General features: G+C 72.8%; 21 protein-coding genes. 10 read left to right on the top strand and 11 right to left on the bottom strand.

All coding sequences use genetic code 11. The features are described 5' to 3' along the window. The first annotated feature begins 10 nt into the window (after positions 1-10). Both AB0B39_RS32035 and AB0B39_RS32030 read left to right on the top strand, forming a co-directional pair. Positions 11-490, top strand: coding sequence for an Lrp/AsnC family transcriptional regulator (locus AB0B39_RS32035; RefSeq protein WP_234584546.1), 480 nt, complete (start codon positions 11-13; stop codon positions 488-490). 45 nt (positions 491-535) lie between these two features. Further along, positions 536-1546, top strand: a complete 1011-nt coding sequence (locus AB0B39_RS32030; protein ID WP_357576155.1) for an LLM class flavin-dependent oxidoreductase — start codon at positions 536-538, stop codon at positions 1544-1546. 193 nt (positions 1547-1739) lie between these two features. Here the strand turns inward: AB0B39_RS32030 and AB0B39_RS32025 are convergent, their stop codons facing one another. Beyond that, complete coding sequence (locus AB0B39_RS32025; RefSeq protein ID WP_357576154.1) at positions 1740-4010, bottom strand: cellulose binding domain-containing protein; 2271 nt, start codon at positions 4008-4010, stop codon at positions 1740-1742. Positions 4011-4249: 239 nt separating this feature from the next. On the opposite strand from AB0B39_RS32025, the gene AB0B39_RS32020 reads away from it, so the two are divergent. Next, positions 4250-5689, top strand: coding sequence for a pyridoxal-dependent decarboxylase (locus AB0B39_RS32020; RefSeq protein ID WP_357576153.1), 1440 nt, complete (start codon positions 4250-4252; stop codon positions 5687-5689). 308 nt (positions 5690-5997) lie between these two features. On the opposite strand, the gene AB0B39_RS32015 is transcribed toward AB0B39_RS32020, so the two are convergent. After that, positions 5998-7110, bottom strand: a complete 1113-nt coding sequence (locus AB0B39_RS32015) for a sulfite exporter TauE/SafE family protein (protein ID WP_357576152.1) — start codon at positions 7108-7110, stop codon at positions 5998-6000. Positions 7111-7669: 559 nt separating this feature from the next. Beyond that, positions 7670-8134 (bottom strand): Rrf2 family transcriptional regulator, encoded by a 465-nt coding sequence (locus tag AB0B39_RS32010; protein ID WP_053658213.1) that lies wholly within the window; start codon positions 8132-8134, stop codon positions 7670-7672. A 235-nt stretch (positions 8135-8369) separates the two neighbouring features. Here AB0B39_RS32010 and AB0B39_RS32005 point away from each other — a divergent pair, with 235 nt between their 5' ends. Continuing rightward, on the top strand, positions 8370-9032 hold the full coding sequence (locus tag AB0B39_RS32005; RefSeq protein WP_234584550.1) for a YceI family protein: 663 nt from the start codon (positions 8370-8372) through the stop codon (positions 9030-9032). Positions 9033-9114: 82 nt separating this feature from the next. Here AB0B39_RS32005 and AB0B39_RS32000 read toward each other — a convergent pair whose 3' ends face one another. From AB0B39_RS32000 to AB0B39_RS31985, 4 genes are all read right to left on the bottom strand, one after another. Continuing rightward, entirely contained in the window at positions 9115-9999 is an 885-nt protein-coding gene (locus tag AB0B39_RS32000; protein ID WP_357499019.1) for an acyl-CoA thioesterase II, read from the bottom strand. Then, positions 9996-11444: a pyruvate kinase gene (gene pyk, locus AB0B39_RS31995; protein WP_234584552.1), complete on the bottom strand. Its 1449-nt coding sequence runs from the start codon at positions 11442-11444 to the stop codon at positions 9996-9998. The genes AB0B39_RS32000 and pyk overlap by 4 nt, the downstream gene beginning before the upstream one ends. A gap of 199 nt (positions 11445-11643) precedes the next feature. Continuing rightward, complete coding sequence (locus AB0B39_RS31990) at positions 11644-13026, bottom strand: FAD-binding protein (RefSeq protein WP_357576151.1); 1383 nt, start codon at positions 13024-13026, stop codon at positions 11644-11646. A gap of 131 nt (positions 13027-13157) precedes the next feature. Next, positions 13158-13523 carry a YciI family protein gene (locus AB0B39_RS31985; protein ID WP_357576150.1) on the bottom strand — a complete coding sequence of 122 codons (366 nt, stop codon included), beginning with the start codon at positions 13521-13523 and terminating at the stop codon, positions 13158-13160. 299 nt (positions 13524-13822) lie between these two features. Here AB0B39_RS31985 and AB0B39_RS31980 point away from each other — a divergent pair, with 299 nt between their 5' ends. Both AB0B39_RS31980 and AB0B39_RS31975 read left to right on the top strand, forming a co-directional pair. Continuing rightward, complete coding sequence (locus AB0B39_RS31980; RefSeq protein ID WP_357576149.1) at positions 13823-14137, top strand: hypothetical protein; 315 nt, start codon at positions 13823-13825, stop codon at positions 14135-14137. After that, positions 14134-14694, top strand: a complete 561-nt coding sequence (locus AB0B39_RS31975; RefSeq protein ID WP_357576148.1) for a hypothetical protein — start codon at positions 14134-14136, stop codon at positions 14692-14694. Before AB0B39_RS31980 ends, AB0B39_RS31975 begins: the two co-directional genes overlap by 4 nt. Here AB0B39_RS31975 and AB0B39_RS31970 read toward each other — a convergent pair. Further along, a complete protein-coding gene (locus AB0B39_RS31970; RefSeq protein ID WP_357576147.1) occupies positions 14632-18711 on the bottom strand; it encodes a CHAT domain-containing protein in 4080 nt (1359 codons plus the stop codon). The genes AB0B39_RS31975 and AB0B39_RS31970 overlap by 63 nt on opposite strands. 213 nt (positions 18712-18924) lie before the next feature. Between AB0B39_RS31970 and AB0B39_RS31965 the strand changes: the two genes are divergently transcribed. Beyond that, on the top strand, positions 18925-19797 hold the full coding sequence (locus AB0B39_RS31965) for an aldo/keto reductase (protein WP_234589397.1): 873 nt from the start codon (positions 18925-18927) through the stop codon (positions 19795-19797). A 55-nt stretch (positions 19798-19852) separates the two neighbouring features. Here the strand turns inward: AB0B39_RS31965 and AB0B39_RS31960 are convergent, their stop codons facing one another. After that, positions 19853-20653: an alpha/beta fold hydrolase gene (locus tag AB0B39_RS31960; protein WP_357576146.1), complete on the bottom strand. Its 801-nt coding sequence runs from the start codon at positions 20651-20653 to the stop codon at positions 19853-19855. Between the two features lie 313 nt (positions 20654-20966). Further along, positions 20967-21542, bottom strand: coding sequence for a helix-turn-helix domain-containing protein (locus tag AB0B39_RS31955; RefSeq protein WP_357576145.1), 576 nt, complete (start codon positions 21540-21542; stop codon positions 20967-20969). 216 nt (positions 21543-21758) lie between these two features. Between AB0B39_RS31955 and AB0B39_RS31950 the strand changes: the two genes are divergently transcribed. The 3 genes from AB0B39_RS31950 (at position 21759) to AB0B39_RS31940 (ending at position 24918) form a co-directional block, all read left to right on the top strand. Further along, positions 21759-23225 (top strand): MFS transporter, encoded by a 1467-nt coding sequence (locus tag AB0B39_RS31950; protein WP_357576144.1) that lies wholly within the window; start codon positions 21759-21761, stop codon positions 23223-23225. A 100-nt stretch (positions 23226-23325) separates the two neighbouring features. Then, a complete protein-coding gene (locus tag AB0B39_RS31945) occupies positions 23326-24303 on the top strand; it encodes an SEC-C domain-containing protein (RefSeq protein WP_357576143.1) in 978 nt (325 codons plus the stop codon). 147 nt (positions 24304-24450) lie between these two features. Continuing rightward, on the top strand, positions 24451-24918 hold the full coding sequence (locus AB0B39_RS31940) for a nitroreductase family deazaflavin-dependent oxidoreductase (protein ID WP_357576142.1): 468 nt from the start codon (positions 24451-24453) through the stop codon (positions 24916-24918). Positions 24919-25159: 241 nt separating this feature from the next. Here AB0B39_RS31940 and AB0B39_RS31935 read toward each other — a convergent pair whose 3' ends face one another. Beyond that, positions 25160-25423 (bottom strand): DUF6244 family protein, encoded by a 264-nt coding sequence (locus AB0B39_RS31935; RefSeq protein ID WP_007462863.1) that lies wholly within the window; start codon positions 25421-25423, stop codon positions 25160-25162. Positions 25424-25760: the final 337 nt, after the last annotated feature.

Genomic DNA, 25760 nt, shown 5'->3' with positions numbered 1-25760 from the left:
GGATGCTCGGGTGCCCCCTGAGCCGAACGAAGTGCGGCCGTATCCGGCCCTGGACGAGGTGGACCGCGCGATCCTCGCCGAGCTGGCGGCGGACGGCCGCTTGCCGAACAACGCGCTCGCCGAACGGGTGGGGGTGGCGCCGTCGACGTGCCTGACGCGCACCCGGGCGTTGCGCGAGCGCGGGGCGATCCGGGGCTTTCACGCGGAGGTGGATCCGGCCGCGCTGGGTCTGCCGTTGCAGGCGTTGGTGTCGGTGCGGTTGACCGCGCACGAGCGGGCCGCCGTGGACGCGTTCCGGGCCCGGTCGGTGCGCCTGCCCGGGGTGGTGTCGGTGTTCCACGTGGCCGGCGCGGAGGATTACGTGCTGCACGTGCGGGCGGCGTCGGGTGACGCGCTGCGGGACTTCGTGCTGGACCATCTCGCGGTCGACCCTGCGGTGCAGCACACGCAGACCAGCCTGATCTTCGAGCAGGCCCGCGGGATGGGCTGAGCGACGGTCGGAATGAACGGGCAGGCCAGGGAGTTGGCACTGCGTGTGATCACCGTACCGTTGTCTGTTCTTGATCTTGCCCCGGTCGCTCGCGGGACCACCGCCGGCGCGGCCCTGCAGGCCACCACCGAGCTGGCCCGGCGCACCGAGGAGCTGGGCTACCACCGGTTCTGGGTGGCCGAGCACCACAACATGCCGGCGATCGCCAGCTCCGCGCCGGCGGTCCTGCTGGCGCACCTGGCGGCGAACACGTCGACGATCCGCCTCGGTTCGGGCGGGGTGATGCTGCCCAACCACGCGCCGCTGGTGGTGGCCGAGCAGTTCGGCACCCTGGAGGCGCTGCACCCCGGTCGGATCGACCTGGGCATCGGCCGGGCCCCGGGCACCGACCAGGTGACCGCGCTGGCGTTGCGGCGCACCATGGAGGGCCTGTCCGCGGAGGGTTTCCCGCGTGAGCTGACGGACCTGATGAACTACTTCAGCGGGGAGAAGCCGGGGCAGATCATCGCCACCCCGGGTCGGGGTGAGCAGCCGGCCGTCTGGCTGCTCGGCTCCAGCGGCTTCAGCGCCCAACTCGCCGGCCTGCTGGGCCTGCCGTTCTCCTTCGCGCACCACTTCAGCTCGGCGAACACCCTGCCGGCGCTGGCGCTGTACCGGCAGAACTTCCGGCCGTCGCAGTGGCTGGACAAGCCGTACGCGATGGTGGCCGTCAACGCGGTCTGCGCCGAGACCGACGAGCGGGCCGAGTGGCTGGCCGGGCCGAGCGCGCTGTCGTTCCTGAAGCTGCGCTCCGGTCGACCGGAACCGCTGTCGACGCCCGACGAGGCGGCGGCCTACCCGTACACCGAGTTCGAGCGGGAGTTCGTGCTGGCGCGGCGCGACGGTCAGGCGCTGGGCTCGCCGGAGACGGTGCGCCGGCAGTTGACCGAGTTGCAGGAGCGCACCGACGCGGACGAGCTGATGCTCACCACCCTGGTCTACGACGTCGCGGACCGGGTGCGGTCGTACGAATTGATCGCCGAGCAGGTGGCGGGGGGTCTGCGCCGGGACGCGTGAAACACGATCTTCACGTCAGCGTCACCCCCGCGACCCGGACGGTGCCTAATGTTGGTGCCGGTGGTGGTACGGCATTCCCGGTCGGGACGGGTCGGGAATGCCGCGGTGTGGAGCACCGGGCTGCAGCTGTGCGGATTCCGCGGCTGCGGCCCGGTGCCTGCCACCTTAGGCGAACCGGATCAGGACCGCCAGATCAACGTAGGTAGATGTTCGGGGTCGGCGGGCTGGCCATCTGATCGCCGATGAAGAACCCCGGGTGTGGCGGCTGGTTGTAGGCGGTGTTCTGCCACGCGATCGCCACCCGGTACTGCGGGTCGTGCATCAGGGTGTGGATCCGGGTGCTGGTCGGCGTGGGCGTGCTGTAGATGCGCAGCGCCCGGCTGTCGGTGGTCCGCCAGATCACCTCCTCGCGCCAGTCGCCGAGGATGTCCCCCGAGAGCGCCGGCGTGGACTTGGTGCCGTTGTTGGACGCCACCTGGTCGCCGGTGAGCAGCCGGGTCTCGCCGCTGGTGCCGTACTTGTCGATCTTCGTACCGTCCAGCAGCTCGCGGACCGGGTCGCCGTCCCACCAGGCGAGGAAGTTGGCCGACGACGGCTTGCGGCCCACGTTCTGACCCCGGGTGTTGGAGAGCCCGGACACTGCCGAGGACCACGACTCGGCGCCGGGGCTGCCCGCCCAGATGTCCGCCGAGACGCCCCGGCCGTTGTCACCCGAGGCCGGCGTGGACCACAGGATCTGACCGGTACGGGCGTCCGCGAACCAGGAGCTGGGCTTGCTCCCGTCCTCGTCGACCTTGAACACCTCCAGGCCGGCGCGGCCCGGGTCGAGGTCCCCGACGTGCAGGGCGTCGCCGTGCCCGTTGCCCGTCGAGTAGAGCAGCCGACCGTTGTCGTCGATCGTGGCGGCGCCGTAGACGATCTCCTGACGGCCGTCGGCGTCGACGTCGGCCACCGAGAGCTGGTGGTTGCCCTGGCCGGCGGCGGTGCCGTTGCCGGACGAGTTCGAGTCGAACGTCCAACGCTTGGTCAGCGTGCCGTTGCGGAAGTCCCACGCCGCGATGACCGCCCGGGTGTAGTAGCCCCGGGCCATGATCAGCGAGGGACGCTGCCCGTCCAGGTAGGCGGTGCCGGCGAGGAACCGGTCCACCCGGTTGCCGTACGAGTCGCCCCAGGACGACACGGTGCCGCGCGGCGGGTCGTAGTTGACCGTGGATGCGATCGCGCCGGTCTGGCCGTTGAACATGGTCAGGTACTCCGGGCCGGAGAGCACGTAACCGCTGGAGTTGCGATAGTCCGCAGACGACGAGCCGATGAGCTGACCGGTGCCGGAGCGGGTGCCGTCGGCGGTCTTCATGGCCACCTCGGCGCGACCGTCACCGTCGTAGTCGTACACCTGGAACTGGGTGTAGTGGGCTCCGGCGCGGATGTTGCGGCCCAGATCGATCCGCCACAACCGGGTGCCGGTCAGGGTGTACGCGTCGACGTAGACGTTGCCGGTGTAGCCGGACTGCGAGTTGTCCTTGGCGTTCGACGGATCCCACTTGAGCACGATCTCGTAGGTGCCGTCACCGTTGAGGTCACCGACCGAGGCGTCGTTGGCGCTGTAGGTGTAGCTCTCCCCGCTGGGGGTGGTGCCCCCGGCCGGCACCTGCAACGGCACGTCCAGGAAGCCGTTGGCGAACTGCAGGGCGGGCGCGGACGCCGCCTGCTCCGCGCCGCCCACCACTGCCCGCACGGTGTACGCCGACCCGGCCGCCGCGCCACTGTCGAGGTAGTTGGTGGCGCCGGTGATCGGGTTGGCGTTGACCCTTGTCGAGCCCCGGTAGAGGTTGAACGCCACGCCGGAGGTCTCGGTGCCGAGCAGCCGCCAGGACACCAGGTTGCCGCTACCGGAGCGGACGCTGATCAACCCTCGGTCCAGGTTCTCCATCTGCTTCGCCCCGGCCGGAGGCGTGGTGGGTGGCGGCGTCGTCGGGGGCGGCGTGGTCGGAGGTGGCGTCGTGGGCGGTGGGGTGGTCGGTGGCGGGGTGGTCGGGCCGTCGGTGGCCGGCGCCCCGGTGCAGGTGACGCCGTTGAGCGCGAAGCTGGTCGGCGCCGGGTTGCTGCTCGTCCACGAGGCGTTGAACCCGAACGAGGCGGTGCCGTTGGTGGCGAGGGCACCGTTGTAGTCGACGTTGCGCGCGGTCACCTGGGCGCCGGACTGGGTGACGGTGGCGCTCCACGCCTGGGTGACCTGCTGCCCGGCGGCGTACGACCAGGTGAGGGCCCAGCCGTTGACCTCCTCGCCGAGGTTGGTGATGGTGACGCTGGCGCCGAAACCGCCCTGCCACTGGTTGCTGACCTGGTAGTCGACGCGACAGCCGACGGCGGCGGCCGAGGCGACGACAGTGCCGACGGTGCCGGCCACGACGGCGGCGGCCGTCGACGCGGCCAGCAGGATGAACCGTTGTCGTAACGGGTGCATGAACTGCCTCCGGAGGATCCGGTGATGACCGCTGTGGTCCACCTGCCCTGCCCGGGAAGCACGGTGAACGGCCCGCCGCCGTGACGGCGAACGGCGATCTGGTCGGGGTGAAACGCCCTGGAACTCGCGGATCCGGCTCAGCCGCATCGTAGGGCAAGCGCTTTCCGCTCCGCAATATCGACGACCGTCACGCCATGCGGCTCTTGACCCTCCCCCGCTGGCCTGATCAACTCGTCCGGGTGAGCGCCCCACACATGGACCCGGACGAGTTCCGCCGCGCCGGCCACGCCGTCGTCGACTGGATCGCCGACTACTGGACGACGCTGCACCAGCGGCCGGTCGCCCCGGCCGACCCACCCGGAACGGTCGCCGAGGCCCTGCCGAGCGCGCCACCCACCACCGGCGGCGAGCCGGTCGAAGCGGTCCTCGCCGATCTGGACGCGATAGTCCTACCGGGCCTGACCCACTGGCAGCACCCAGGTTTCTTCGGCTACTTCCCCGCGAACACGTCCGGCCCGAGCCTGCTCGGCGACCTGGTCAGCTCCGGGCTCGGCGTGCAGGGCATGCTCTGGGCCAGCAGCCCGGCCTGCACCGAGCTGGAGACGGTCATGATGGACTGGCTGGCCCAACTGCTCGACCTGCCGCAGCGCTTCCGGTCGAGCGGCGCCGGCGGCGGCGTCATCCAGGACTCGGCCTCCTCGGCGACCCTGGTGGCCACCCTCGCCGCCCTGCACCGCGCCAGCGCGGGTCGCTGGCGCGTCACCGGCATCGACCGGCGCTACCGCGCGTACACCTCAGTGCACGGGCACTCCTCGATAGAGAAGGCCGTACGGATCGCCGGGTTGGGCGGCGACGGGATCCGGCCGATCGACGTGGACCCGGACACCCAGGCGCTGCGCCCCGCCGCGCTGCGAGCCGCGATCGAGGCGGACCTGGCCGCCGGGGACGTACCCGCCATCGTCGTCGCCACCATCGGCACCACCTCCACCACCGCCGTCGATCCGCTGCCCGAGATCGGGGCGATCTGCGCCGAGTACGGGATCTGGCTGCACGTCGACGCGGCGTACGCGGGCGCCGCCGCCGTCTGCCCCGAGCTGCGCTGGTCACACGCCGGCCTGGAGTACGCCGACTCCTACTGTTTCGACCCGCACAAGTGGCTGCTCACCGGCTTCGACTGCGACGCGTTCTGGGTGGCCGACCGCGCCGAGCTGATCGAAGCGCTGACCGTGCTCCCGGAGTTCCTGCGCAACGCCGCCTCCGAGTCCGGGGCGGTGATCGACTACCGGGACTGGCAGGTGCCCCTGGGCCGCCGCTTCCGGGCCCTGAAGCTGTGGTTCGTGCTGCGCTGGTACGGCGCCGAGGGGCTCCGGGCGCACATCCGCTCCGGCGTGGCGCTGGCCGCCCGGTTCGCCGACCGGGTCCGCGCCGACGACCGGTTCGAGCTGGCCGCAGCGCACCCGTTCTCGCTGGTCTGCTTCCGGCTGCGCGCCGACGACGACACCAACGCCGAGCTGCTGGCCCAGGTCAACGGCACCGGACGCGTCCACCTGACCCACACCCGCGTGGCCGGCCGGTACACGCTGCGGCTGGCCGTCGGGGCACCGCAGACCGTCGAGGCGCACGTCGACGAGGCGTGGACGCTCCTCGGCGAGGCGGCGGACAAGCTGCTGACGCCCTGACCACGCTAGCGCCGGCTGACCGCGCGCGTCCCGGCTTACCGCGCGCGTGCCGGCTTACCGCGCGCGTGCCGGCTTACCGCGCGCGTGCCGGCTGACCGCGCGAGCGTCCCCGCCGGTCCGGCAGGCCGCTGACTGCGCGGGCGCCGTTGGTCAACTCCAGGTCGCCGATGTGGCGGCATAACGGCGCGGGGACACCGCCAGATCGGCGATCCGCAGTCGATCTCCCGCCATGACACCGGCAGGAAAGCCGCAACCCGGCGGCGTGGCGGCGCGGGTCAGGGCGGGGCCGCTCCGATCCGGCAGCCGGATCAGCGCGGGGCCGGCGTTCCGACGACGGTGAGACCGGCCGGCGTGCCGTCGCCGACAGCACCGGCTACTGCGACGCCCGAAACGACAGCACCCGGCCGAAACGGAGCCGGCTGAGAAACCGCCGACGCTCCGGCGACGGTGGTAGTCGCGGTCGCGAGGGTGGCGGCGGTCGCGGTCGCAACGGTGGTAGTCGCGGTCGCGGCGGTCGCGGCGGTCGCGGCGGTGGTAGTCGCGGTCGCGACGGTGGCGCGGGCTCGGCGGGTGCGGCGCAGGGCCCGCACGGCGAAGACGAGCGCGGTCAGCCAACCGACGGCCAGCAGGGCGTACAGGGTGGGGCGGAGCGGGCCGTCCAGCCCGGCGGACCGGATCAGGGTGCGGGCGTTGCTCAGCACGATCACGCCACCGACCGCCGCGCCCAGCAGTTGGGCGGGCACGATGCGCACCAGCCAGGCGGCCAGCGGGGCGGCGATCAGCCCGCCGATCAGCAGGGCCACGACGGTGGGGAGCAGGAACCCCTCCGTGCCCAGCCCGATCAGGAACCCGACGCTCGCGGCGCCGGCCACGACGAACTCGGCGGTGTCGACCGAGCCGATCACCTTGCGGGGCTCCATGCGACCGGAGACCAGCAGCGCCGGGGTGGCGACCGGGCCCCACCCGCCGCCGCCTGTCGCATCGACGAAGCCGGCGACCAGGCCCAGGGGGCCGAGGAAGCGGCCGCGCAGCCGCCCGCCGGCCCGGCCGGTTCGCAGCGGTCGGGCGAAGCGCACCAGCAGGTACGCGCCGAGGGTGAAGAGGATGGCGGCCATCCACGGTGCGGCCGACTCGGTGGAGATCGAGCTGAGCAGGGTGGCCCCGGCGAACGCGCCGATCGCGCCCGGCAGGGCGATGCGGGTCACCACCCGCCAGTCGACGTTGCCGAACCGCCAGTGCGCGACCCCGGCCGCGAGCGTGGTGCCGATCTCGGCCAGGTGCACCGACGCCGAGGCGGCGGCGGGAGCGACCCCGACGACCAGCAGCAACGTGGACGAGGTCAACCCGTACGCCATACCGAGCGAACCATCGATCAACTGCGCGACGAGCCCGACCAGAGCGAGGACCAGTAGCTTGCGCACGAGCGCCCCCTGACTTTTCGGTATCTCCTATCGACTTGGTCGACAATGCGCCACTGGACAGCACGGGTCAAGCCCCCGACCGGGGGATGGGACGCCACCGCGCGGCACAGCCCGGCCGGACCAGCGGGCGACGTACCCCGGCACTGCCACGCGTCCCCGCAGACCAACCGCCCGGACGCACCCCCGCGCACGGCGCCGCGACCGCGCACGCACCACCACGGCAAGATCTTGGACAGTTTCCGTTCGGCGCGAACGGAAACTGTCCAAGATCTCGCGAAGCCGCGCCCCCATAGAGCGTGAAGCGCGGGCTCAGAACCGCGCGGGCACAAACCCCCGCGGACTCAGACCGGGCGCGGGCTCAGACCCGCGCAGGCTCAGACCGGACGCGGGCTCAGACCGGACGCGCGCTCAGACCGGGCGCGGGCTCAGACCCGCGCAGGCTCAGACCGGACGCGGGCTCAGACCGGACGCGGGCACAAACCCGCGCAGGCGCAGACCGGGCGCAGGCTCAGACCGGAGGCAGGCTCAGACCAAACGCGCGCTCAGACCGGGCGCAGGCTCAGATCCAGGCGCGGGGGTCGGCGACCAGCTCGGTGACCCGCGGCGGCAACGTGCCGGCGGCCACGTCGGCGACGCTTACCAGTTCGAGGATCTCCCGCTCACTGGCGCGCAGCGCGATCCAGACCTCCTGCAGGGCACGGGCCGGACCGTGGTAGCCGAGCTGTTCGGGGCGCTGCCCCCGGACGTGCGCGAGCGGCCCGTCGATCACCCGGATCACCTCCGCGAGGGAGATCTCCTCGGCCGGGCGGGCCAACCAGTAGCCGCCCTCCGGGCCGCGCTGGGCGTGCACGATGCCACCCCGACGCAGTTGCAGCAGGATGCTCTCCAGGAACTTCGGCGGGATCTCCTGCGCACGCGCGATCTGGTCGGCGGTGACCGGCCGCCCCCGCCCGGGGCCACTGGCCGTCGCGGCGAGCTCGGCGGCCGCGCGGAGGGCGTAGTCGACCCGAGCGGAGAGACGCATGCCGGCAAGGTTAGCCCGCAGGTCATCCTGCCGGTTCGGCGACCCTCGGCCGATCGATCACGCATCGACGAATAGCCAATAACGTCGTACGCCGTGATCCATCACCCGGTGGGGCCCGGAATGCCGATTCGGAGCGTCCTTATGCTGGGCGGGCGGTATGACTGCGGGACCGGTTACCCCGGCTCGGGCAGGACATTGATAAACACCCGGATCCACCCGGGGGGAAGGCAACACGATGACCGATGTCGCCACACGCACCTGGGATGGCATGACCATCCCGATCGCCGGCACCTATCGCCTCGATCAGGCGCACAAGCGGATCGGTTTCCTGTCCCGCCACATGATGGTGAGCCCGGTGCGGGGCGAGTTCGCCGAGGCGAGTGCGGAGATCTTCGTGGCGGAGGATCCGCTGCGCTCCGGGGTGACCGCCACCATCGCGGCGGCCAGCATCTCCACCGGGAGCGTCGACCGGGACACGCATCTCAAAAGCGCCGACTTCCTCGATGTGGAGAGTTATCCCACGCTCGAATATCGAAGCACGGGCATTAACTGGCAGAGCAACGAGGACCCGATTTTCTACTGGGCCCGTCTGCGAAACCACCGACTCGGCGGACGAGGCAGAAGTCACAATCCCCCGCCGCAGTCCGAGGCCAATCGATTCGTGCTCACCGGCGAGTTGACGGTAAAGGGGATCACCCGCGCGGTGGACCTTCAGGTTAATTTCGGCGGTGCCCGGCGTGATCCGTACGGACAGAACATCTTCGGATTCAGCGCGACCGCCGAGATCAACCGGGAGGACTACGGCCTGCTCTGGAATGTCGCGCTGGAGAGCGGCGGCGTTCTGGTCGGCAAGACCGTGCAGATCGAAATCGCCGGCGAGGCCATCCTGGAGGCGTGACAGCAACGCCGGATCACGCGGGCCAGCAACGGCGGATCAGGCGGGACAGCAACGGCGGATCACTCGGGACAGCGACGGCGGATCAGGCTCCGACGCGGCGCAGCAGACCCTCCTGCACGGCGCTGGCGATCTGCCGGCCGTCGGTGGTGAACATCCGGCCGGTGGCCAGCCCTCGCGCGCCGGACGCCGACGGGCTCCAGCAGTCGTAGAGGAACCACTCGTCGGCGCGGAACGGCCGGTGGAACCACAGCGCGTGGTCCAGGCTCGCGCCGACCACACCGCCCGGCCCCCACACCTCACCGTGCACGGAGAGCACCGAGTCGAGCAGGGTGAGGTCCGAGGCGTACGTGAGCGCGCACGCGTGCAGCAGCGGGTCGTCGGGCAGCTTGCCGTCGATGCGCATCCAGACCCGCTGGTGCGGGTCGGCGGGCCGGTCGCCGGGGCGGACCCAGCCGGGCTCCCCCACGTAACGCACGTCGATCGGGCGGGGGATCTGCCCCCAGATGCCCAGACGCTCGGGATAGCGGGAGAGCCGGTCGGACATCGTCGGCACGTCCTGCGGGGCGGGCACGTCCAGCGGCGCGGGAGCCTGGTGGTCCAGCCCCTCCTCGGTCCGCTGGAACGACGCCGACATGAAGAAGATCGGCTTGTCGTGCTGGAGGGCGACCGCCCGGCGCACCGAGAAGGACCTGCCGTCGCGGATGTTCTCCACCTGGTACTCGATCGGCTCGACCGGGTCGCCGGGGCGGACGAAGTAGCCGTGCAGCGAGTGCACGAACCGCTCCGGGTCCACCGTGCGGCCGGCGGCGACCAGTGCCTGACCGGCGACCTGGCCGCCGTACACCCGTTGCGGACCGACCGGGGGGCTCATCCCCCGGAAGGTCATCTCCCCGGTCGAGTCGAGGTCCAGCACTTCCAGCAGCTGGTCGACCGCTGCCTGGCCGACCGCGACCCGACCGTCGCTCACTGCAGCGCCCGCGCCGACGCGGCGTCGACCAGCGAGCCGAGCTGGTGGACGCGCAGCGTGTTGGTCGAGCCGGGGGTGCCGGGCGGGCTGCCCGCCACGATCACCACGTAGTCACCGGGGTTGGCCCGGTCGAGGCCGAGCAGCGCCTGGTCGACCTGGCGGAACATGTCGTCGGTGTGCTGCACGAACGGCATGAGGAAGGTCTCCACGCCCCAGGTCAGGGCGAGCTGGTCACGCACCTCGGGAACCGGGGTGAACGCCAGCAGCGGCAGGTCGCAGTGCAGGCGGGAGAGCCGGCGGACGGTGTCGCCGGTCTGCGAGAAGGCGACGAGCGCCTTGGCGTTGATGGCCCGGGCGATCGACGAGGCGGCCACGGTGAGCGCGCCGCCGTGGGTACGCGGGTCGTGCTGCAGGCGCGGCACGCCGATCGAACCGGCCTCGGTGGTCGTCACGATCTTGGCCATGGTGCTGACGGTCAGCACCGGGTACTTGCCGACGCTGGTCTCGCCGGAGAGCATCACCGCGTCCGCGCCGTCGAGCACCGCGTTGGCCACGTCGGAGGCCTCCGCCCGGGTGGGGCGGGAATTCTCGATCATGGAGTCGAGCATCTGGGTGGCCACGATGACCGGCTTGGCGTTCTCCCGGCACAGCTGCACGGCCCGCTTCTGCACCAGCGGGACCTCGTCCAGCGGCATCTCCACGCCGAGGTCGCCCCGGGCGACCATGACACCGTCGAAGGCCAGCACGATGGCCTCCAGGTGGTCCACGGCCTCCGGCTTCTCGACCTTGGCCAGCACCGGCCGGAACACGCCCTCTTCGGCCATGATGTTGTGGACGAGCTTGATGTCCTCGGCCGAGCGCACGAAGGACAGCGCGACCAGGTCGACGCCGAGCCCCAGGGAGAAACGCAGGTCCTCGGCGTCCTTGTCCGACATGGCGGGCACGCTGACCGCCACGTTGGGCAGCGACACGCCCTTGTTGTTGGAGACGGGGCCGCCCTCGGTGACCAGGCAGCGGATGTCGTTGCCGGTGACGTCGGTGACCTCCACGGCGACCCGACCGTCGTCGATCAGCAGGCGGTCACCGGGCTTCACCTCCTGCGGCAGCTTGCGGTAGGTGCAGGAGACCCGCTCCTTGGTGCCGAGGATGTCGTCACCGGTGATCACGACGGAGTCGCCGGTGCGCCACTCGTGCGGGCCGTCGGCGAACCGGCCGAGCCGGATCTTGGGCCCCTGCAGGTCGGCGAGGACGGCAACCGGCTTGCCGGACGCCTCGGACGCCTCCCGGACCAGTCGGTAGACCGCCTCGTGGTCGGCGTGGCTGCCGTGGCTGAAGTTGAGCCTCGCCACGTTCATACCGGCCTCGACGAGGCCCCGGATGCGCTCCGGGGACGAGGTGGCGGGACCAAGAGTGCAGACGATCTTCGCGCGGCGTGTCACGCCCATCAGGCTAGTCTCTCCTTCAGGTCGGACTCGGGGCCGACCCCTTGCAGGCAGCGGAACATGTGTCCAACAACGCGCGGTGCGCGTCGGACCGGCGGGCGGAACCGCACCGGGAACGTTGTGGCGACGGGCAACGGCGACCGCGCGCCGGGAATCGTACGCCTGTCGTGGCGGGCGGTGTCGGGGCGCTCCCGGCGCGCGCTCACTCCGGGTGCTCCGACGGGGGCAGCGTGGGCACGGCGGTGAGCAGGTCACGAGGGTCGTAGTGCCGCTTGGCCCGGCGCAGACGTGCCCAGTTCGCGCCGTACGCGAGCCGGACCCGCTCGGTCTCGGTCGGGGCGAGCAGGTTCGGGTAGCCCCCGGGCAGGGCGAGCGGGGCGAGCGCCTCCGACGTCCGCTCGGCCCACGCGAGGTGCGGTGCGACCTCCCCGCCGGGCGCCCACGCCGCGATGATCTCGGTCAGCAGGTGCTCGGCGCGCAGGCCGAACGCCGTGTCGCCGAGCCGGACCCGGGTGGCCGCGCCGTGGAAGTGGTGCAGGGCCAGCGCGGAGAACGGCGAGGTGACCTGCCGGGCGGCGTCGACCAGCGCGTCCACCGCGCCGTCGGCGAGCGTTGGCAGCCAGCGGGTACGCAGCAGGTAGTGGTTACCGTCGACCATTCCGCCGTCGAACATCCGCAACGCGTCCGCGTACGGCAGCGGGTCGACCTGGTCGACCAGCGGGGTGCCCAGCGCCCGCAGCCGGTCCAGCCACGGGCGGCCGGCGTCCAGGTCCGGACCGCTGTAGAAGGGGCACACGAAGACCACCGGTTCGCCGGCCGGGCCGGGCAGGAAGCCGGCCATGACTGTCAACTCGTCCGGGGCGTCGGCGAGCAGCGTCGCGTAGCCGCGCAGCACGGCCGGCGCCTCGGCCAGTGCGAACATGATCATGCCAGCGAGCACGGCCGGCAGCCGGTGCGCCCGGTACCGCAGCTCGGTGACCACGCCGACGTTGCCACCGCCGCCGCGCAGCGCCCAGTACAGCTCCGCGTCGTGGCGCGGGTCGGCGGTGACCCGACGACCGTCGGCGAGGACGACCTCCGCGCCGAGCAGGTTGTCCAGGGCCAGGCCGAACCGCCCGCCGAGCGGGCCGTAACCGCCGGCCAGGGTCAGCCCGGCCATGCCCACGTCGCGGACCACACCCGTGGGCACCACCAGGTCGTACGGGGCGGCGGCGGCGAGCAGGTCGGCGGCGCTGGCACCGCCGGCCACCGTCACCGTGCACCGGTCCGGATCGACCCGGACGGCCCGCAGGCCGGTCAGGTCGAGCACCAGGCCCCCGTCGCGCAGTGCCCGGCCCGCCCAGTCGTGCCCACCGGAGCGGACCGACACCGGCAGGTGGCACCGGGCGGCGACGCGGACCGCCGCGGCCACCTCGTCGGCGTCCAGGCAGTGGGCGACCAGGGCGGGCTGACTGTCGACGGCGGCGTTCCACAGGCGGGTGGCGGTGTCGAACCCGGGTTCGCCCGGCTCGTGGAGGCGGTCACCGAGCAGGGCACGCAGCCGCGCGGCGGCGGATGCGACATCGGCGGTGGCGGCGGAGCTCATGGCGTCTCCTCGACCGGGCCCGGCCGATGACGCCGGGTGCGCCGCGACCGCGGGCCTCGGTGCGCGCGACCGTAGCACCGGCGCAGGCCACACCGCCGTCACCATCACGACACCCGTCGCTGGACCGACCGTCAGCTCTCGGCCTTGACCAGCGGAAACTCCAACGAGCCGGCCGGGCAGAGGAAGGTCAGCACATCCACCCGGTAGAGGCCTGCCTGGACCGCCGGGTCGGCCTCCAGCACGCTGCGTACGTCGTCGACGCTGCCCGTGCGGGCCAGCCCGAAGCCGATCGGCGGCTCCGGCGTACGGGCCGGCCCGTCCACCGAGCCGGCGACGAGGATGATCCCGCTGCGCTGCAACGCCTGCATGTGCTCGGTGTGCTCGGCCTGCAACCGCTGCACGGTCTCCGGGGGCAGGGCCCGTCCGGCCGCGCCGGGATAGATCACGATGCACTCGTACGTGTCGAGCGCGAAGTCGACCTGCGGCACTCCCGCCATGGTGCTCCCTCCGCCGTCGCGCCGGCACGCACCGGGCCGGCCGCCCGAGCCGGCGTCACCGGCACGCGCCCAGCGTCGCACGCCGACGACTGCGGTACCTGTCGCTCCGCGCAACTGCCCCCGGTCAGTCCACGCCTCGACGGCGGCACGGCCACGGTCGGTGGGGGTGGGAACGGCAGGCATTCCGCCGCCTCGCCGGGCCGGGATCCCGGCGCGGCGGCGCCCCGGCGAGGTCGGTCGGCCCGGGTGCCGGCACCGACTACGGTGGACGGTCCGGGTGTCGGTGGTGGGAGGTCGGGATGCGCGACGACGAGCCGGTGTCGAGCCCGCTGCCGTACGCCGAGGTGACCGACGAGGCGTACGCCGCGCAGGCCGCGGCGGGCTTCCGGACGCAGGAATTCGAGTTCGCGGTGGTGCTCAGTGGGCGGTGCCCCCGGTGCGGCCACCCGAGCACCACGACGCTCGTCGACGAGGTGTACCGCAAGGACGCCGCCGCCTCCGATCCCGGTTACCGGACGCTGCTGTGCGAGTGCGAGGCCGAGCACCCGGGGCGTCCCGCCGGGCTGCGTGGCTGTGGGGCGTACTGGACGCTGTGGCTGGAGGTCGAGGCGTGATCCGGCTTCGTCCGGGGCCGCCCGCGACCGTCGCCGACCTGCACCGGGCCCAGCAGCTGGCCGGCCTGCTGCGCGGCGAGCTGGAGCGCGTCCGTGCGGCGGCGGTGGCCTGGCGCAACGGGCTGGGCGGCCTGCTGGTGGCGCTGGTCGGGTTCAGCCTGATCCGGGGCCGCACCGACGTGACCACGCTCGCGGCGGGCTGGGGCGCGCTGGTCGGGGTCCTGCTGCTCGCCGCGCTGGCCGCGGGCGTTGCCGGAGCGCTCGCGCTGCTCCGCGCGGCGCACGGCCGGTTGCGGGTGACCCCGGTGGCGGCTCTGCCGCCGGCCCCGCTCGGCGACCACCTGGAGGCCCTGGCGGCGGTCCGGTCCCTGCGCACCGGGGTGGGGCTGGTGCTGCTCTGCACCGCGCTGCTGGTCGCGGCCGTCGGCGTGACCTGGTACGCCCCCGCCCGCCAGTCCTCCCCCGCCGTCAGCTCCCCAGCCGTCGGGCGACCGTCAGGGGCCGAGGTGGGCGTAGCCGGCCCAGGTGTCGGGGCGATCCGGCAGGGCCTCGCGTAGGTGGCGGACCGCCGCGTGCAGGGCCACGGCCGCGCGGTCCGGCGCGATCCCTCCGGGCACGGACAACCCGTCGTACAGGTCCTTGCAGAGGCGCACGGTCAGCGTGTCCGAGATGGACCACAGCGCGCCGATGACCTGCCGGAAGCCGACCAGTTGGAAGGCCGTGCCGAGCGTGAGCGCCTCGTCGGGCAGGGCCGCCCCACCGCGTACCGTCTCGCAGGCCGAGAGCACCGCCAGTGCCGCCGGGTTGCCGGCGGGCCGCCACAGGTCCCGGACGTGCAGCGCGCCGCCGGCCAGCTCCAGCCGACCCCAGGCCGGGGCGCGCAGGTCCTGCGTGCCGTGACAGCACAGGTGGGCGACCGGCTGGTCGGGCAGGGCGGCGAGCACTGTCGCCGGGGTGGCCACCGGGCCGAGCAGCGAGCGGACCCGAGGCACGTGCTGACGCACGATCTCCTCCTCCCGCGCGACGCCGGGCAGGTCGGCGAGGCCGGGCGTCCGGGGCATGCCGACGAACACCGCCGAATCGACAGGTTCGGGTCGGGCCGGGACGCCCCGGCGCGCGTGTGCCAGCGCCCGCAGCGACGCCGTGTACGACGGGACCACCCGGTCCAGCACCCCGTCGCCGCCCTCGATCGGGCCGGCCGCGTGCAGCGGCAGCAGGGCGAGCACCCCGGTGGGACACCACCACAACCGAGGCCACTGCCCCACCGCCCCGCCGCCGGACGGCGGCACGGGGGCCGCGTCGGCGTCCGGCGGCGGCGGCACGGGGGCCGGTTCGGCGTCCGACGACCGCGGGGTGGGTGGAGGCCTGTCGAGGACGGGTCGGGCGACGACCCGCCACAGCCAGTCCAGTGTCTGGGCGACCTCGACGCGGGCCGCCGAGCGACGACGCTGTACCTGCGGCTGCGGGACGTCCGACGGCGCCGGCTCGGTGAGCACCGCGATCGCCGTCAGGAAGGTCGCCGTCCGGACGACCAGCTCGTCCAGGGTCAGCTCCTCCAGCGGCACCACGTTGACCCGGCCCTCGGCGACGACCAGCGCGTCGCAACGCCGGGCTGCCACGTTGACCAGCACCACCGGGCCGTCGGCGGCGGCCCGGGCCAGCTCGTCGAAGGGCGGTGGGCGGAGGAAGTCGGCGAAGCCGGGCCGGTCGCGGATCTCGGTCAGCAGCTGACGACGGCGGGTGGCGAGGTCGTACCGCTGCTCGGGGCTCGGTCCGGCGGTCGCTGTCAGCCCCGCCGCCGATGCTGCCCCCGTCAGCGTGGGGAAGTCGTCGAGGGCTTCCTGGAGTTCGGCGAGTCGGGCGGCCAGCCGGGGGGCCTGCGCGCGCAGCGCGGCCAGGTCGGCGCCCGCGTCGTGGGCGCGGGTCAGCAGGACCCCACGGCCGTACTCCAGCAGCTCGACCGCGCGCCGCGGGTTGTCGAGGGCGATGGCTACCGCGGCGGCGTCGCTGGCCAGCCCGGGGAAACGCCCGAGCAGGCGAGTCTGGTCGTCGGGGTCCATGCCGTGCCAGGCCACCAGGTCGATCAGCTCGATCGCGGTGGCGTACCCGTCGAGCGCGGCCGCAAGGTCGCCGGCCCGGGCGACGTGGGCCGCGTACCTGCTGGCGGCCACCGCCCGCAGCAGCGACGGGGCGGACTCGACGTCGGCGGCGGCGCGCAGCGCGACCGCCGACTCGGCGAGCGGGTCGGACCCGCCCACTCCGGCGGCAGCCGTGGCGGCGGCGATGCCGGGAGCGGAGGGGGCGGCCTCGGTGACCGCCTCCAGCGCGGTGGCGAGATTGCTCAGACACATCGTGCGGGCCGGATGCTCGGCGGCCAGTTCGTCGACCGCTGCCCGGTACGCGGCCAGCATCGCGGTGGCGTCGTCGTCGGCGTGAGCGGCACGGAAGCGCAGCAGCAAAGCGTTGGCGAGGTTGGTGAGGATCCGGTAGCGGTCCGCGCCGAGCGACTGCCGCTCGCTCAGTCGCCGCAGCAGTCGAATCGCCTCGTCGAGCGCCGGCAGGTCGTCGTGCAGCCGATGCCGCAGCAGGTGGGCCAGCGCGTGGGTGCCGAGCGTCTGGACGTACTCGGTGGGGGCGGCCTCCCGTTCGGCCAGCTCGGCGGCCTCGCGCAGGGCGACCACCGCGGCGTCGGAGTCCCGGGCGACGCCGGCCGCGACCTGGTCGGCGGGCCCGCCGCCGGCGGGCAGCGCGCCGTCGAGGAAGAGTTCGACCCGGCGGTTCAGCGCGGCCCCGTAGTTGGTCAGCGCCGGCAACCGGTCCGGGTGCCCGGGTGGCGTCGTGTCGATCACCTGCGCCAGCACCTGGATCGCCTCGGTCAGGGTCGCCAGGTCCTGGGTCGAGGCGAACAGCGCCTGCAGCACCAGGCCCAGGTTCGAGCGGTACCGGGGCAGGGACGCGGCGTCCGGTCCGGCGGCGGCCACTGCCGAGCGCAGCGCGACCACTGCCGGCTCCAGCAGCGCCGGCTCGCCGGCCAGGTCGGAGAGTTCGCGCAGGGTGTTGCCGAGGTTGTTGAGCACGTGGTGACGCAGCGGGTCGGTACGGGGAAGCAGGCGTTCGGCCTCGGTCAGCGCGTCCCGTGCGGCGCGCAGCGCGCTCACCCCACCGAGGTCGGCGTGGCCGAGCGCGAGCGCGTAGCCGAGGTCGGCGAGCCGACGCGCCCGTTGGCCGGAGTCCTGGGCGGCGGCCACGCCGGCGCGCAGCACCCGTACCGCCTCGGTGACGTCGTCGGCCCGCTGGCGCACCTCGTACCGTTTCACCAGGAGACCGGCCAGGGCGTGGCGCAGCTCCTCGCGATCCGTCCCGCCGGGTGTCGCACCGGAACCGGCGGCGGCCCGGTACGCGTCGATCGCCGCGTCGAGGTCGACCGGATCGGCGGTCACCTGGTGCCGGTCCGCGAGCAGGGTGGCGAACCCCACCTGGGCGGTGCCGGCCAGCTCCGGGTCGAGCCCACCGAACCCGGTCAGCGCCGACCGGTACGCCTCGATTGCGGAGTCCCGGTCGGCGGGCGTCCGGTCGCGCAGGAACCGCTCGGCGAGCGCCGCGCCGTGCAGCGCGGCGACCCGGGGATCGGCACTGCCCCGCGCTGCGGCGAAGGCGTCGACCGCCTCGTCGAGGTCACCCGGGCGCCGGTGCAGACGCCACCTGTCGCGCAGCCGCTGGCCGAGGTTCATCCGCGCCATCGTGCGCACCGGTGTGCCCGTGGCGGCGGCCCGGGCCGCGTCGCGCAGCACGGTGATCGACTCGTCCAGCGCCGCCGGGTCGCGCTCGACCTCGTACGTGTCGCCCAGGACGTTGCCGAGGTTGAACAGCCGCACGGGGCGTTGCGGGTCGCCGAGGCCGGTGGCCTCCAGGCTCTCCCGGTGCGCCGTCACGGCTGCCGGGAGCGCCGGCCGTCGGCCGAGGTGCTGGAACTGGTCACGGTGGACCTTGCCGAGGGCGGACAGGTAGTGCAGCCGCTCCGGCGCACCGACCGGCGTACCGTCGAGGGCCTGGCGCAGCAGCGATTCGGCCTGGTCGGCCGCCCGGTAGTCGCGGCTGGTCTCGGCGGCGGCCATCAGCATGACGGCCTCGACGTAGCGGGCGCCGGCGGCGTCGGAACCCGGCCCGGCGGACCGCGGGCCGGACCGGGCCGGCGGCGTGTCGGCGGGTGGGGCGTCGTCATCGGGCGGTCGATGTGCGTGCAGCAGCGCCAGCATCGCCGGCGACACCCGCTGCGGGGCGAAGCGCAGCAGGAACCGGGTGAGCCCGACGGCCTGAGCGAGGTCGTCGGCGTCCTCGCCCGGGGGCAGCAGTTGGTACCGGTACCAGTGCAGGCGGGCCAGGAGGAACACGCCCTCGGCGACCCGCTCGGGCAGCGGCCCGTCCGTCGGCGTCGCCGTCACCAGGTCGACGACGGCCTCGGCGTCGCGGATCGCTCCGGAGTCGAGGACCGCGCGATGGTCGCGGGTGGCGTCGAAGCGGTCCAGCCGCTCCCGCAGGCGACCGACCGGGTCGGGTCTGAACCGTCGCCACATCGCGCCTCCCCCGGCCGGCCGCGCCGACTCGGATCAGGCGTAGCAGACCGGACAGGACGGGCGCTAGTGGCAGGCCGACAGTGATCGCGTGCTGCCGTGTCGGCGCACACAATCGGGCGGGCGGCGGCATGATGGCCGGCTCCGGGGGGATGATCACGAGGTGGTGGGTTGTCTGTCTCGCCCGCCGCGACGAAGACGATTGGGGATTCGCGTATGGCCACCGACATCAGCAAGCAGCCCGCGAAGGCGTCCGGCACGTACCGGATCGGGGGCGACGTCACGGTCAACCGGCTCGGTTACGGGGCGATGCAGATCACCGGGCCGGGCGTGTGGGGTGATCCGAAGGACCCGGCCGAGGCGCTGCGGGTGCTGCGCCGGGCTGTCGAGATGGGCGTGACGTTCATCGACACCGCCGACTCGTACGGCCCGTTCGTGTCCGAGCTGCTGATCCGCGAGGCTCTGCACCCGTACGCCGACGACCTGGTCATCGCGACCAAGGCCGGGTTGACCCGTTCCGGACCGGGCGACTGGCGGCCGGTGGGCCGGCCGGAGTACCTGCGTCAGCAGTGTGAGCTGAGCCTGCGGCACCTGGGTCTGGACAGCATCCCGCTCTACCAGCTGCACCGGATCGACCCGCAGGTGCCGCTGGCGGACCAGTTGGGTGAGCTGGCCCTGTTGCAGCAGGAGGGCAAGATCCGCCACATCGGGCTGTCCGAGGTGAGCGTCGAGCAGATCGAGCAGGCCCGCGCGATCACCACGATCGCCTCGGTGCAGAACCTCTACAACCTCGCCAACCGCAGCGCCGAGGACGTCCTGGAGTACTGCGAGCGCAACGACCTCGCGTTCATCCCGTGGTTCCCGATCGCCACCGGCGAGCTGGCCCGGCCGGGCGGCCCGCTGGACGCGATCTCCACCGAGCACGGCGCGTCGCCCGCGCAGCTCGCGCTGGCCTGGCTGCTGCGCCGCTCGCCGGTGATGCTGCCGATCCCCGGCACGTCCTCGGTGGCGCACCTGGAGGAGAACGTGGCCGCTGCCGACGTGCGGCTCACCGACGACGAGTTCGAGGCGCTGAGCAAGGCGAGCTGAGCAAGGCGAGCCACGGCCGTGCGGGTGGTCCCGGCCGGGACCACCCGCACGGCGTTCAGACCGCGAGGCAGTTGGGTCGCACCGGGCCGTCGGCCAGGGCGCCGCGCACGATGGTGTACGCGGTCCCGTCGAGCACCAGGCCGAGGTGCCCGACCACCCGCAGCGGGCAGTACGCCTGGATGAGGACGTTCGTCGCCCCGTCGTTGACGGCGGCGTTGCCGGTCGGACGCACCAGCTCGTCCTGGAGTGTGCGAACAGTGGTGTAGCGCACCGACCCCGGGGTGTCGTCCCCGGCGTTCAGGTCGGCGAGAAACGCCGAACCGATGGTCATCTGTTGGCAGGCCACGACGCCGGCGCAGCTGCCAAGGCCGAGAAACGCCACGATGTTGGCGACGTACGTGCCGTACTGGGGTGTGCCCAGACTGACGTACCGGCCGACGCTGGCGGTGCCGCCCAGGCGCTTGAGGTAGTAACGGCTGACCAGGCCGCCCTCGGAGTGGGCGACGAGGTCGACTGTCGCCGCGCCGGTGCTGGCGCGCACCTGCTCCACGAAGCCGGCGAACGCGCGGGCCGAGGCGGGGATGTCACCGAGGCCCAACCCGGGCAGCTGGTAGATGAAGGTGCGGTAGCCGTCGGCGCGCAGCCGGGCGGCGATGGGCTCGTACGCCACGGCGACGCCGCTGAGGCCGCCGACCACGATGACCGGGTTGGCCGCGGCAGCGGCGGCGAAGGCGGCGGTGGAAGCCGGGACGGTGGCAGCCGGGGCGGCGGGGGTGGCGGCGGTCGCGGTGCCGGCGGACGCCAGCAACGCGGCGGTGGCCAGGGACACGACGAGGACGGTCTTTCGGAGCAGCATGGCTGCACCTCCGGGGGGAGGCACCCGGCGAAGCGGGCAGGTGGGTGGGGGTGTCCGGTCGACCGTGCGACGATCATGCCCGCAACAATTTAGAAACGTCAATCACTTGTTACGCGCGGGTAACCCGTTGTCCCACCGAAGGCACAAAGCGGCAATTCGTTCTCGCTCCACACCGGACACCCGCCGACCACGCCGCAGCGACGGCCAACGACGGCGGCGGTGTTCCACGTGCACGCGCGGATGGCTGACACCGGGCGACGATCCGCGCGAGAACGAGGTCACGCGGACGGCGCGGCGGGTGCTGAACGGGTGCTCAGCGAGCGGTCGCGCGCAACCCGTCGAGGGCCACGCCGAGCACGCGGTCCCGCTGCTCGGGTGCGGGGAACTGGGCCATCGTGAGGCCGCTGATCAGGCGCACCACGTCGTCGAAGCCGATGTCGTCGCGGACCACGCCGGCGGCCTGCGCGCGGCGCATCAACGGCTCGCCGGCGGCGTAGATCTCCGTCCGGCAACTGGCGAAGATCTCCGAGTCGTGCAGCAACTGCTCGGCGAGCGCCCGCTTCGTGGCGACGTACGCGACGAAGCGGTGCAGCCACGCGACCAGGGCGTCCCACGGGGGCAGCTCGGCCAGGTCGGCGGCGGAGTTGCTCAGCGCACGGACCTCCTCGACGTAGACGGCCTCGAACAGGTGCCGGCGGGTCGGGAAGTTGCGGTAGAGGGTGCCGATGCCGACGCCGGCCCGACGGGCCACGTCTTCCAGGGAGGCGGCCGCGCCGTTCTCGGCGAACGCCTCGCGCGCCGCGCTGACCAGGGCGTCGTAGTTGCGTCGCGCGTCGGCCCGCTTGGGCCGCTGCGCGAAGACCTTGGGCGTCTGCCCCGCGCTGGTCATGACGTGCGTCACCTCATCTTGGTTGCATCCGGAGGCACCCCTCCGCTAGCTTAGTGGAGGCACCCCTCCGGAAATGCCGGAGGACAGCCTCCGGTTAGCTTACCTCGGGACCCGCCCGATCCGCCTGGCCACCCGATCGCCCGGACCCGACAGACCTGCCCGCCTCCGACGACGGGCGACAAACCTCCTTCCGTACCACATCAGGAGTTTTCTCTCGTGTCAGTGACATCCCGACGCAGCTCGCGTCGGCTCACCTTCACCGTGCTCGCGGCCGGCGCCGGATTCTTCGCGATGCTCCAGTCGTTGATCACCCCGGTGCTGCCGACCATCCAGCAGGACCTGCACACCTCGCAGAACACCGTGACCTGGGTCCTGACCGCCTACCTGCTCTCCGCGTCGATCTTCACGCCGATCCTCGGACGCGTCGGCGACATGGTCGGCAAGGAGCGGATGCTTGTCGTCTCGCTCGCCGCCCTCGCCCTCGGCTGCCTGGTGGCCGCCATCGCGCCGAACATCGGCGTACTCATCGTCGCCCGGGTCGTGCAGGGCATCGGCGGCGCGGTCTTCCCGCTGTCGTTCGGCATCATCCGCGACGAGTTCCCCGCCGCGCGGGTCGGCGGCGCCGTCGCCGCCATCTCGGCGATCGTCGCCGCTGGCGGTGGCCTCGGCGTCGTGCTCGCCGGCCCGATCGTGGCCGCGCTGGACTACCGCTGGCTGTTCTGGATCCCGATGGTCGTGGTCGGGCTGACCGCCGTCGCCGCGCACCTGTTCGTGCCCGAGTCGCCGGTGCGGACGCCCGGTCGGATCGACTGGCGTGCCACGGTGCTGCTCTCCGGCTGGCTGGTCGCGCTGCTGCTGCCGATCAGTCAGGGCGCGGCCTGGGGCTGGACCTCCACCCGGGTGCTCGGCCTGCTGGTGCTCGCCGTGGTGCTGCTGACCGGCTGGCTCGTCGCCGAGGTGCGCTCGTCCAACCCGCTGATCGACATGCGGATGATGCGCCTGCCCGGCGTGTGGACCACCAACCTGGTAGCCCTGCTCTACGGCGCGTCGATGTTCTCCGTGTACGCGTTCCTTCCCCAGTTCGTGCAGACCCCGACCGCCGCCGGCTACGGCTTCGGCGCCAGCATCAGCCAGGCCGGTCTGCTCATGTTGCCGATGCTCGTCGCGATGTTCGTCGCCGGTCTCGTCGCCGGCCGGCTCCAGGCCGTGTTCAGCGCCAAGGCACAGCTCGCCACCGGCGCCGCGTTCAACGTGGCCGCCTCCGCGATGCTGGCCGCCGCGCACGACACCCGCTGGGAGGTCGCCATCGCCGGTGGGCTGGTCGGTCTCGGCATCGGCCTGGCGTTCGCGTCGATGGCCAACCTGATCGTCGGCAGCGTGCCCGCCAGCCAGACCGGCGTGGCGACCGGCATGAACGCCAACATCCGTACCATCGGCGGCGCGATCGGCGCCGCAGTGGTCAGCGGCGTGATCACCGCCCACCCGCAGGCCAGCGGCCTGCCCCGGGAGGCCGGCTTCACGATGGGGTTTCTCGTCCTCACCGCGATCGCCCTGGCCGCCGCGCTCGCGGCCCTGGCCGTCCCGTCCGCCCGGCGGGCGTCGGCCGGTCGCCGGCCGTCCACCGCGACGATCGTCGAGTCCGAGCTAGCCGGCGAGTTCGCCACCATGCCCGCGACCCGCTGAGGTTCGCTGGCACGTCGGAGCCCGGGCGGTTCGCCGCCCGGGCTCCGGCATGCTTCGGGGGTACGCTGGCCGCTCCCTTTGTCGTTTTCAGGATGAGCCGATGCCCGAACTGCTGACCACCGACCGCATCGAGGAGATCGGCGCCCTGGGCGTCAAGAGCCCGGACCCGGCGGCGCTGGTCGCCGAGCTGGTGAGCGCCGTCGACGAGGGACGTCTCGCCGACCCCGACGACATCGGGTACGCGCTGCTCGTCGCCGCCGACATCCTCGATCAGGCAGGTGACCTGGCCGATGCGCTCGCGCTGGCCACCCGCGCCATCGCCGAACAGCCCGACGAGGACGCGTACGCCCGAGCGGTGCGCGGCGGCCTGCTGCTGCGCCTCGGCCGCTCCGACGAGGGCATGGCCGAGCTGACCGAGCTGCGTCCGCTGCTGGAGACCAACCCCAACGCCACGTACCTGGTCGACGAGCTGGCCGAGGCCGGCCACGCCGACCTGGCGCTGCAATGGCTGACCGGGGCACTCGACACGATCCTGGAACGCACCCGGACCCAGCAGCACGAGTCCGAGGACGCGCAGGACGAGGCCGCGGCCATGATCTACGGGCTGGCCCAGCGGCGGCACACCCTGCGCGAGGAGATGGGCCTCCCCCACGACGAGTACGACAACCTCGCCGACCGGCTGCGCGCCGCGAGCACCCACGCCCTCGACGCCCTCGACGACGGCCCCGCGACGCTGCTGTACTGGCCGGAGGCCGAGTTCACCGCGTTGCTGACGCGCTGGCCCGCGCTTGTCGACAGCTACCCGAAGACGTGGGGCGAGCACCGCACCCAGATCGAACGCGCGCTCGCCGACGCCGCCGGGCTGGGCGGCGCGGACCTGGGCGTCGTCGCCGGCACCGTCGAGGGCCTGGCCGCGTTCGTCGGCGAGGAGCCCGTCGACGAGGAAGCCCTCGACGAGTACGCCGACAGCCTCGACGAGGTGGGCCTGACGGCCTGGCCGCCCGGCCGCAACGACGCCTGCTGGTGCGGGTCGGGCGCGAAGTACAAGAAGTGCTGCCTGCCCCGCTCGCGCGACTGACCGCACGTCGGGTCTCGGCCCCACGCGACGGGAGGCCTGGTCCCGTGAAAGCCTGATGCCGGTGAGTCATCTTGATGACTCACCGGCATCACAACGCGGCCCACCCTCACCCCCCGGGGGGGCAGGCCCGATGAAGGAGGCGAAGCGATGACCGCGCAGGAGCAGCACGAGACGATCGAGGACAGCCCGGTCGGCTGGGTCGCCAGCCACGTCCGGCGGTACGTCGAGACCGACGGCGCCGACGGCGGCACCTTCCACGGAATTCCCTCATTGCTGCTCACCACGCGCGGACGCCGGTCGGGCGCCCTGCGCCGCACCGCGCTGATGTACGGGCGCGACGGCGACAACTACCTGCTGGTCGCGTCCAACGGAGGTGCCTCCCGGCACCCGGCCTGGTATCTGAACCTGAGCGCCGACCCGAGGGTCGAGATCCAGGTCGGCGCGGAACGGTTCGCCGCCCACGCGCGAACGGCGTCCACCGAGGAGCGTGCCCGGCTGTGGCCGGTGATGACGAAGGTCTTCCCGACGTACGCCCGCTACCAGAAGGGGACCGACCGCGAGATCCCGGTCATCATCATCGAACGGACGTCCCCGGAAGACTCGACGATCCATTGATCCACGTCAGCGCGGTGTACGTCTAAGGCGGCGGCTTCGCCTTCAACCGGGGCGTGCACTTGCCACCGGAGGCCTTGAGCTGTGCGGCCAGGACGTGTGCGACTACCCGCGCTTCGAGGGCGAGGTCCGCATCACCCGCTGAACCGCCAACGGTCGGATCCAAGCCTCGCGTTCTTCTCGGTCTCGCGCTTCACCCCGATCACCGCCGGTGGTCGGTGGGCTGTACTACCGCCACCCGCGGTCAATTTCCCAGGGCGCGGACCTTGGCGATCGTCTCCTGGACGTGCTGCTTGGCCGGTTCGCCACCCTGGGACGCCTGCGCCAGAGCCTGACGGTACGCGTCGATCATGCCGACCAACGGCCCAGCGGCAACGCCCTCCAGCGCACCGGCGACCAGGGATCGCGCCTCGGCCGCGTCCTGTGCTGCCGCTGCGGTCTTGGCCTTCGCCTCATCGAGCTTCTGCGACGCCGCCGCCAACCTCGCGATGATCTGCGCTGCGCTCACGCGCACCCTCCCCCTGGTCGACCATCGCCTCCACCACCGCACCGGCGGAGACCACAAGGGAGCGTACGAGATCCGCGCACCCAACGCGACCGCTCGATCGCCCCACCATGATGTGCGGGATGTCCGCGCTGCCCTCTGGCGAAGATCACTTGATGCTGCCCAGTCCGGGCCGACCCTCGATAACTGGTACGCATCAAGTAAATGGCCGAGGAACCCGGCCGGAGTCTCCAGATCTTGGACACTTTCCGTTAGCCGGGCGGGCTCAACCGGTGGTTGCAACACCCTTTCGTGATCGTCGTTGGGGTGGTTATGGCGTCGAGGTTGAGTCCGCTGGAGC

It is taken from the genome of Micromonospora sp. NPDC049114, assembly GCF_040648635.1.
In the GTDB taxonomy this organism is placed as follows: domain Bacteria; phylum Actinomycetota; class Actinomycetes; order Mycobacteriales; family Micromonosporaceae; genus Micromonospora.
Note: the sequence above shows the minus strand (reverse complement) of the source record. Positions and strands in the feature narration are given on the sequence as shown.

Excerpts from the sequence above, each read along its gene's own strand:
- AB0B39_RS32025 (WP_357576154.1), bottom strand. The coding sequence starts at position 4,010 with ATGCACCCGTTACGACAACGGTTCATCCTGCTGGCCGCGTCGACGGCC.
- AB0B39_RS32010 (WP_053658213.1), bottom strand. The coding sequence starts at position 8,134 with ATGCGTCTCTCCGCTCGGGTCGACTACGCCCTCCGCGCGGCCGCCGAG.
- AB0B39_RS32005 (WP_234584550.1), top strand. The coding sequence starts at position 8,370 with ATGACCGATGTCGCCACACGCACCTGGGATGGCATGACCATCCCGATC.
- pyk (WP_234584552.1), bottom strand. The coding sequence starts at position 11,444 with ATGGGCGTGACACGCCGCGCGAAGATCGTCTGCACTCTTGGTCCCGCC.
- AB0B39_RS31990 (WP_357576151.1), bottom strand. The coding sequence starts at position 13,026 with ATGAGCTCCGCCGCCACCGCCGATGTCGCATCCGCCGCCGCGCGGCTG.
- AB0B39_RS31985 (WP_357576150.1), bottom strand. The coding sequence starts at position 13,523 with ATGGCGGGAGTGCCGCAGGTCGACTTCGCGCTCGACACGTACGAGTGC.
- AB0B39_RS31980 (WP_357576149.1), top strand. The coding sequence starts at position 13,823 with ATGCGCGACGACGAGCCGGTGTCGAGCCCGCTGCCGTACGCCGAGGTG.
- AB0B39_RS31970 (WP_357576147.1), bottom strand. The coding sequence starts at position 18,711 with ATGTGGCGACGGTTCAGACCCGACCCGGTCGGTCGCCTGCGGGAGCGG.
- AB0B39_RS31965 (WP_234589397.1), top strand. The coding sequence starts at position 18,925 with ATGGCCACCGACATCAGCAAGCAGCCCGCGAAGGCGTCCGGCACGTAC.
- AB0B39_RS31960 (WP_357576146.1), bottom strand. The coding sequence starts at position 20,653 with ATGCTGCTCCGAAAGACCGTCCTCGTCGTGTCCCTGGCCACCGCCGCG.
- AB0B39_RS31955 (WP_357576145.1), bottom strand. The coding sequence starts at position 21,542 with ATGACCAGCGCGGGGCAGACGCCCAAGGTCTTCGCGCAGCGGCCCAAG.
- AB0B39_RS31945 (WP_357576143.1), top strand. The coding sequence starts at position 23,326 with ATGCCCGAACTGCTGACCACCGACCGCATCGAGGAGATCGGCGCCCTG.
- AB0B39_RS31940 (WP_357576142.1), top strand. The coding sequence starts at position 24,451 with ATGACCGCGCAGGAGCAGCACGAGACGATCGAGGACAGCCCGGTCGGC.